This window comes from Novosphingobium sp. PC22D, assembly GCF_002556635.1.
In the GTDB taxonomy this organism is placed as follows: domain Bacteria; phylum Pseudomonadota; class Alphaproteobacteria; order Sphingomonadales; family Sphingomonadaceae; genus Novosphingobium.
The window spans coordinates 23,304-29,303 of record NZ_MWMO01000028.1 but is presented as its reverse complement, the minus strand read 5'-3'; the positions used below and the strand labels follow the sequence as shown (position 1 = coordinate 29,303).

The 6,000-nt window shown below is 54.6% G+C and carries 8 protein-coding genes; 2 read left to right on the top strand and 6 right to left on the bottom strand.

Annotated elements, in window-relative coordinates; translation table 11 throughout:
• Positions 1-29 precede the first annotated feature (29 nt).
• Positions 30-503 carry a BON domain-containing protein gene (locus B2G71_RS22625; RefSeq protein WP_240530312.1) on the bottom strand — a complete coding sequence of 158 codons (474 nt, stop codon included), beginning with the start codon at positions 501-503 and terminating at the stop codon, positions 30-32.
• A gap of 297 nt (positions 504-800) precedes the next feature.
• Between B2G71_RS22625 and B2G71_RS22620 the strand changes: the two genes are divergently transcribed.
• A complete protein-coding gene (locus B2G71_RS22620) occupies positions 801-1,274 on the top strand; it encodes a DNA starvation/stationary phase protection protein (RefSeq protein WP_206049489.1) in 474 nt (157 codons plus the stop codon).
• Positions 1,275-1,368: 94 nt separating this feature from the next.
• Here B2G71_RS22620 and B2G71_RS22615 read toward each other — a convergent pair whose 3' ends face one another.
• From B2G71_RS22615 to B2G71_RS22605, 3 genes are all read right to left on the bottom strand, one after another.
• Positions 1,369-1,599 carry a hypothetical protein gene (locus B2G71_RS22615; protein WP_098108919.1) on the bottom strand — a complete coding sequence of 77 codons (231 nt, stop codon included), beginning with the start codon at positions 1,597-1,599 and terminating at the stop codon, positions 1,369-1,371.
• 102 nt (positions 1,600-1,701) lie between these two features.
• Positions 1,702-2,217 (bottom strand): Hsp20/alpha crystallin family protein, encoded by a 516-nt coding sequence (locus B2G71_RS22610; RefSeq protein WP_046904193.1) that lies wholly within the window; start codon positions 2,215-2,217, stop codon positions 1,702-1,704.
• A gap of 85 nt (positions 2,218-2,302) precedes the next feature.
• Entirely contained in the window at positions 2,303-2,776 is a 474-nt protein-coding gene (locus B2G71_RS22605; protein WP_098108918.1) for an Hsp20 family protein, read from the bottom strand.
• Positions 2,777-3,008: 232 nt separating this feature from the next.
• On the opposite strand from B2G71_RS22605, the gene B2G71_RS22600 reads away from it, so the two are divergent.
• Positions 3,009-4,598: a phospholipase D family protein gene (locus tag B2G71_RS22600; RefSeq protein ID WP_240530311.1), complete on the top strand. Its 1,590-nt coding sequence runs from the start codon at positions 3,009-3,011 to the stop codon at positions 4,596-4,598.
• A gap of 40 nt (positions 4,599-4,638) precedes the next feature.
• Here B2G71_RS22600 and wrbA read toward each other — a convergent pair whose 3' ends face one another.
• Positions 4,639-5,238, bottom strand: a complete 600-nt coding sequence (gene wrbA, locus B2G71_RS22595; protein ID WP_098108917.1) for an NAD(P)H:quinone oxidoreductase — start codon at positions 5,236-5,238, stop codon at positions 4,639-4,641.
• A 43-nt stretch (positions 5,239-5,281) separates the two neighbouring features.
• Positions 5,282-5,893 (bottom strand): hypothetical protein, encoded by a 612-nt coding sequence (locus B2G71_RS23890; protein ID WP_141521670.1) that lies wholly within the window; start codon positions 5,891-5,893, stop codon positions 5,282-5,284.
• Positions 5,894-6,000 lie beyond the last annotated feature (107 nt).

The window sequence follows — 6,000 nt, the reverse complement described above, 5'->3', positions numbered from 1 at the left end:
CAAACAGGCGGCATAAACAACAACTGGGATTAGCTTAACTCAGCCGCCAAACTGTCCAAGAAGGCGGAACCACCTCTGTTAGATACACTTTTCACGCCCGGTATCGAGCGAACTGCTCTTTCAGCCCATTCCTTCTGGTAGTGCCATTCGACTGTACCTTCCAGCGTGACCGATCCGTTTTTAACTACGGCTTTGATCTTATCGGCTACTATCGGAACTTCTCGCGTAATGCTTTTTACGGCGTCGGAGGCGATTTCCGTGTCGAGTCGCTCAACCGTAACCTTTACTTGAATGTCATTCGCAACTGCCTTTACTCCGCCAACCCTTTTTGCCGCCTTTTCTGCGTAGTAAGAGTCCATGAAGGTGTTCGTCGTTCCGGCCAGTGTGGCGATGCCTTCTTTGACTGTAACCGCGATACTTTCATGATGCTGGATAGAGGGATCGTATTTAATCTCCGCTTCTATGTCCTTTTTAATGCTTTCATCACTACGAAACGGTGTCATCATTGCTCTCCTTCAACAGAAGTCTGTGGCGATCACTCACCACAGGGCTGGATGGAGTGCAGCGAGGAAAGTGTCGCTGAGGCATGTCAGCCCAGCAGAGGAGGGAACATATGATGGGCCGGCCAATACCTGCTCGGAACTGACCTATATCAGGCCTTCCTCCCATATTTTTGCTATGAAATGTCGCGTTCGAGGACGAGTCGGATGCCGCAGTATCGCGAGGGATTATTGATCTCAGCGAAGCGCTTCGACCCGCTGCCTTGAAGTCACCCTTGCTATCAGTGAAGGAGACTGGAATTGGCGGTCGCAACCGGAATTTTAGAGGAAAAGCAGATTGTCATTGTCGATGGTTTGAAAAAACTATTGGCCGACACCTATACACTCTACCTGACCACCCATAACTTCCATTGGAACGTGACCGGGCCGATGTTCACTAGCCTGCACGCTATGTTCATGACCGAGTACACAGAGCTGTGGAACGCGGTCGACCCAATTGCGGAGAGAATCCGGTCTCTTGGTAGTTCTGCACCGGGTTCATATGCGGAATTCGCCCGCCTAAGTTCGCTTCCAGATGCTCCTGCCGATCCGCCTGAGGCGACTGATATGGTCAGAATCCTGGCTGAGGGGCATGAAGGTGCGGCGAGGACGGCGCGACGACTTGTTCCTGATGCGGAAGAGGGAAATGACCAAGCCACGGCTGACCTCGTGGTTGGACGGATTGGTGTACATGAAAAGACCGCCTGGATGTTGCGGGCGATTCTGAAGCAATAGATCTGCCCCGATCTGGCTTGGTACACCTGTCCGGCGCAGCCATGGTCCGCCGCCCCCACCCCCCGTCGGGCGGGCCATGGCTGCTTAGTTCTTACTATTCAAAATCCGGTGGATTGAGGGCTTGGTCGGCTTGCTCTAGCGCATCAATCAGCGCTGCCACACGACCGGCTGGGAGATGATGGCCATCGGATATCAACGCCTCGTCGTTTGCTATCCAGTTCATCGCCTCGGTCAACTCTGCGGACGTTGCATTCATACCCTCGATCGTGGCTATGGTTGTATCATCCAGTGCACCGGCAATTCTGGTAATTTCCTCGCGTTCCATGCTCCTGTCTCCTAACAATTGAACTGCTGCGACATGGGGTGGCCCGAATGGGAAAAGTCGAGGTCCCATTCCCGCGGGAATGGGACCTCATGCGCATCAGGCTCAGTTATTGGCCTTGCCGATCGGAATCTTCTTCAGCCGAGATTTACCTGCGGCTTTTGGCATTGTGATAGTCAGTACGCCGTTGTCGAAGTTCGCATGGCACTTTTCATCGTCAGCACCATCAGGCAGCGCAACTTGGCGCTCGAAAGAGCCATAGAAGCGCTCCGACCACCCATTATCGCGATCTTCGTTAGCGCTCGTCTTTTCGCCTCGGATGGTGAGGACTCCGTTATCAACCGAGACCTCCACATCTTTCTCCGTCAAGCCGGCCAGCTCTGCGGTCACGGTGACTTCACTGTCATTTTCCTTCACTTCAAGACTGGGCCATACCGGGAATGCCTTGGTCTGGTCGCGTAGAAGCGACGGGAACGAGAAGAAATCATCGAACAGTCGATCGACTTGTCGACGGAACTGTTCGACGGGGTGCCGTTCTTCCGGCCAGTTCGTCGTGGAACTCGGCGTTATTTCGGATGAGGTTTCATTCCGCCGCCACGGGATCAAATCTTTGATTGCCATAATTCACCTATATCAATTTCGAGTGAGCGAATGCCTCCGCCGCCGCCGTCATGCGGCGACGTCGGCACAACGGTTGGGTCAGAGATCAGGCGGCCTTTTGGCTTTGTGCCTGAGCCGTATCGATCTGCTTCGGAGCGGGTTCGCCGTGGCCGATCTCAATGCGGCGAGGCTTCATCGCTTCGGGCACCACCTTCCTGAGAGTGATGCTAAGCAGCCCGTTCTCGAAATTCGCCGAATCAACCTCGACATAGTCAGCAAGTTCGAACCGGCGCTCGAAGGAACGTGTTGCGATCCCCCGGTGTAGATATTCGCCACCGTCTTCGTTCTCGCCTTTCTTGCCGCTTACAGTGAGGCGATTTTGCTGCGCGATGACTTCCACCTCATCGGGTGTGAAGCCGGCTACGGCCAGCTCGATGCGGTAGCTGTCCTCGCCAAGGCGCACGAGGTTGTAAGGCGGATAGCCTTCCTGGCCATCGGTCTTGCCTTCGAGCATGTCGAAGAGACGATCGAAGCCGACCGTCGAACGGCGATATGGTGTAAGGTCAATACTCGTTCTCATTTCCAAATCCTCCTGTGAGCAATCTGGACTTGAGAAGCGTCGGTAATGAGAGCCGACGCTCTCTATGTCCACCGAGCCCTTGTGCGGCGCCCGGCACTGCAAGATTTAGGAGCGCTCTCTACCGGTTCAAGACCCCAAGTTGGAGCTTTGTCATTCTGACCTTTGTCATTGTTAAAGCAGGGTAATCCCCTCATACCCACTCATCCAATTCGCTCGAACGGAAGAGGCAGCTTTGGGGCACTGGGCGATCATCGTCGTCATCGTGGCAGCATTGGCCTCCGCCTTGGCGATTCTGAAAATCGTCTTTGCTGTCCGTAGCGCGGCCATTCCATTTCAAACTGAAAGCCATGCTTTCGTTGACACGGCCGACACTCCCTTAGGCGCGGAAGCGGAGGTTCTTGCCAATGAAAAGGGCGCGCTCTCCGGCTTCTCCCTAATGAACGAGGGCGGCGATGCATTCGCTGCGCGCCTCTCCCTGACCGAGTTGGCTGTAAGAAGCCTGGATCTTCAATATTATCTGTGGCGGAACGACCTATGTGGGGTGCTTCTACTGGACGCCCTTCGCAAGGCTGCCGAACGTGGCGTTCGTATCCGATTGCTACTAGATGGAAATGGCGCACTCTCACTTTACTCCGAGTTGGCGGCACTCAGTGCCGCGTCGAACGTACAAGTGAGGATTTTCAATCCGTTCCTGAGCAAACGCTGGCACTTCCTCGAATACCTAACCAGCTTTGGCCGCCTTAACCGGCGGATGCACAATAAATGCTTCATTGCAGATAACGCGTTTGCCATCATTGGAGGCCGCAATATTGGCGATGAGTATTTTGCGGTAGATGAGCAATCGCATTTTGCGGACCTTGATGCTCTGGCGGTGGGGCCGATCGTCGGCCAACTCTCTACGGACTTCGACCGCTTTTGGTCCAGTTCACTAGCCTATCCTCTTGAGGCTCTTTGCGACAGGGCGGCCACCTCGCCCGTTTCCGCACTGGCAGATCGTTTGTCCCAGGTAATGAACCCACCGCTTGCCCAAACTTATGTTCAAACAATCCGCTCGGCGCCATCCTTGCAGATCGGGTTGTCCAACAGTCTCGATTGGGCACCGGCAAGGCTAGTTAGCGACGACCCTGCCAAGGCACTTGGCCGAGCGAAACCGAGCCAACTCCTGGGAAATCGACTCAATCGCATACTCGAGACGCCTATCCGCGAAATCTCGCTGATATCCGCTTATTTCGTCCCTACCGCAGCTGGGGTCGACGTGTTCACGGCCATGCGTGAGAAGGGTGTTGAGATACGAGTGATAACTAACTCGTTCGCCGCAACGGATGTCTGGGTAGTTCATGCAGGATATGCATCTTATCGCAAAGCGCTGCTGCGAAAGGGCATCAAACTGTTCGAACTGAGAGGAAGGCGGCGGAGCAGCGGTGAGAAGCGTAATTTGCTCAGTAGTGGGGCCTCACGGCGAAGCGGGAAGGCAGGGAAGATTCTGCGGTCCACCGCTACGACACTGCATGCCAAGACGTTCACTATAGACAGGCGCCGCTTGTTCGTCGGCTCTTTTAATTTCGATCCACGATCCATGCACCTCAATACCGAGTTGGGTTGCGTGATTGAAAGCCCCACGCTTGCGAACCGGGTCGAACATGCGTTAAAAGAACTGCTCAGCAGTTCCTACGAATTGAAATTGTCCGACAGAGGTAAGCTCGTCTGGATGGAACACCGAGCAGGGATGGTGATCGAACACCGTGCAGAACCAGGGACAACTGCATGGCAGCGAATTGGAATCCGAGCGCTATCAAACATGCCGATTGAGTGGTTGCTCTAAATGGCTGTGCAATTCTGCATGGCCGGTGGGAGGATATGAATCAGCCAAAAACCTTGGCCGCGACTTGGGCCACCCGTCGACCCTGATAGCGGGCGCCTGCCAGATCAATATCGCTTGGTTGACGGCCCCCATCCGCGCCAGCAATAGTCGACGCACCATAGGGTGCCCCACCGACGATTTCCTTGTCATTCATCTGGCCAGCATAACCATAGTCCAACCCGACAATCGTCATTCCGAAGTGCAGCAGATTGGTAATGATCGAAAACAGCGTGGTCTCCTGCCCACCATGCTGTGAGCCGGTTGAAGTGAAGGCCCCGCCGATCTTGCCATTCAGGGCACCGCGAGCCCATAGGTCACCTGCCTGGTCCAGGAATGCAGCCATCTGCGCCGAAATCCGGCCAAAGCGCGTTCCTGTGCCTACGATGATGGCGTCATATCGTTCTAGGTCGCCGACGGAAGCAACTGGTGCCTGCTGATCGAGTCTGAAATGGGCGTCGCGCGCCACTTCTTCTGGCACAGTTTCAGGTACACGTTTGATGTCTACCACGGCTCCCGTCGAACGGGCACCTTCCGCCATGGCTTCAGCCATGGCTTCGATGTGGCCATAAGATGAATAATAGAGAACGAGAACCCTAGGCATAATGCGTGTGTCTCTTGCTGTCCCGGTGGTATGGATCGAGTAGCTATTTCGATTTTGGCTCGCTGACCCAATGAGCCTTTTGAATATCGTCGCGCACCTGCTGGAGGGGCAGCTGAAGAAATTGAGCGACTTCAACAATTTCCAACTTATGCACCAGATGCAACACTGCAGCTTCTTTAGGAGTACCTGTCAGCTTTTGAAGGCTCGGGCTTCGCAATGCGATTTCCTCCCTCTCTTGGGGTAGAGACGTGGCATCGGGGATTTGATCTTCTCTCCGCAACACCTCATCAGGCTGAAACCATTCCCAAAAATCGGCGTCAGGATCATGAGCCGGTTTTTCGTGTATCACTTCCTCAATACTCAGAAGACCTGGGGGCAGACTTTCAGCCTCCTTCGCAACGAGCACTTCTGCGGTTGCATGCATTAGTCCAATCAACCAGATGCGCGGTTCCAACAGGTCCGGCTTTTGTTTCCGGCTGCGCCAAGCTTTGAAAAGCGTCTCTGCAATCAAGTCCACTTCAGTCAATTGACCGGAACTGAGTTCGCCCGTCGCTTCTCGATAGGCAAGTTCCCGCGCCGCCGCATCCATCAGTGATGGAAGGTTTGCCCTTACCATATTCATGAAGGCATCTCTGGTCAGCGGCGCACTATCCATTATTTTCCCGCTCCGGTCCGGAACACCTTCGCGATGTCCATGTTCGAATAGGATCCACGCCCTTGCAGGCAAATTGCAGGCGACCGGCTGGTCGGACTTCCAAATCC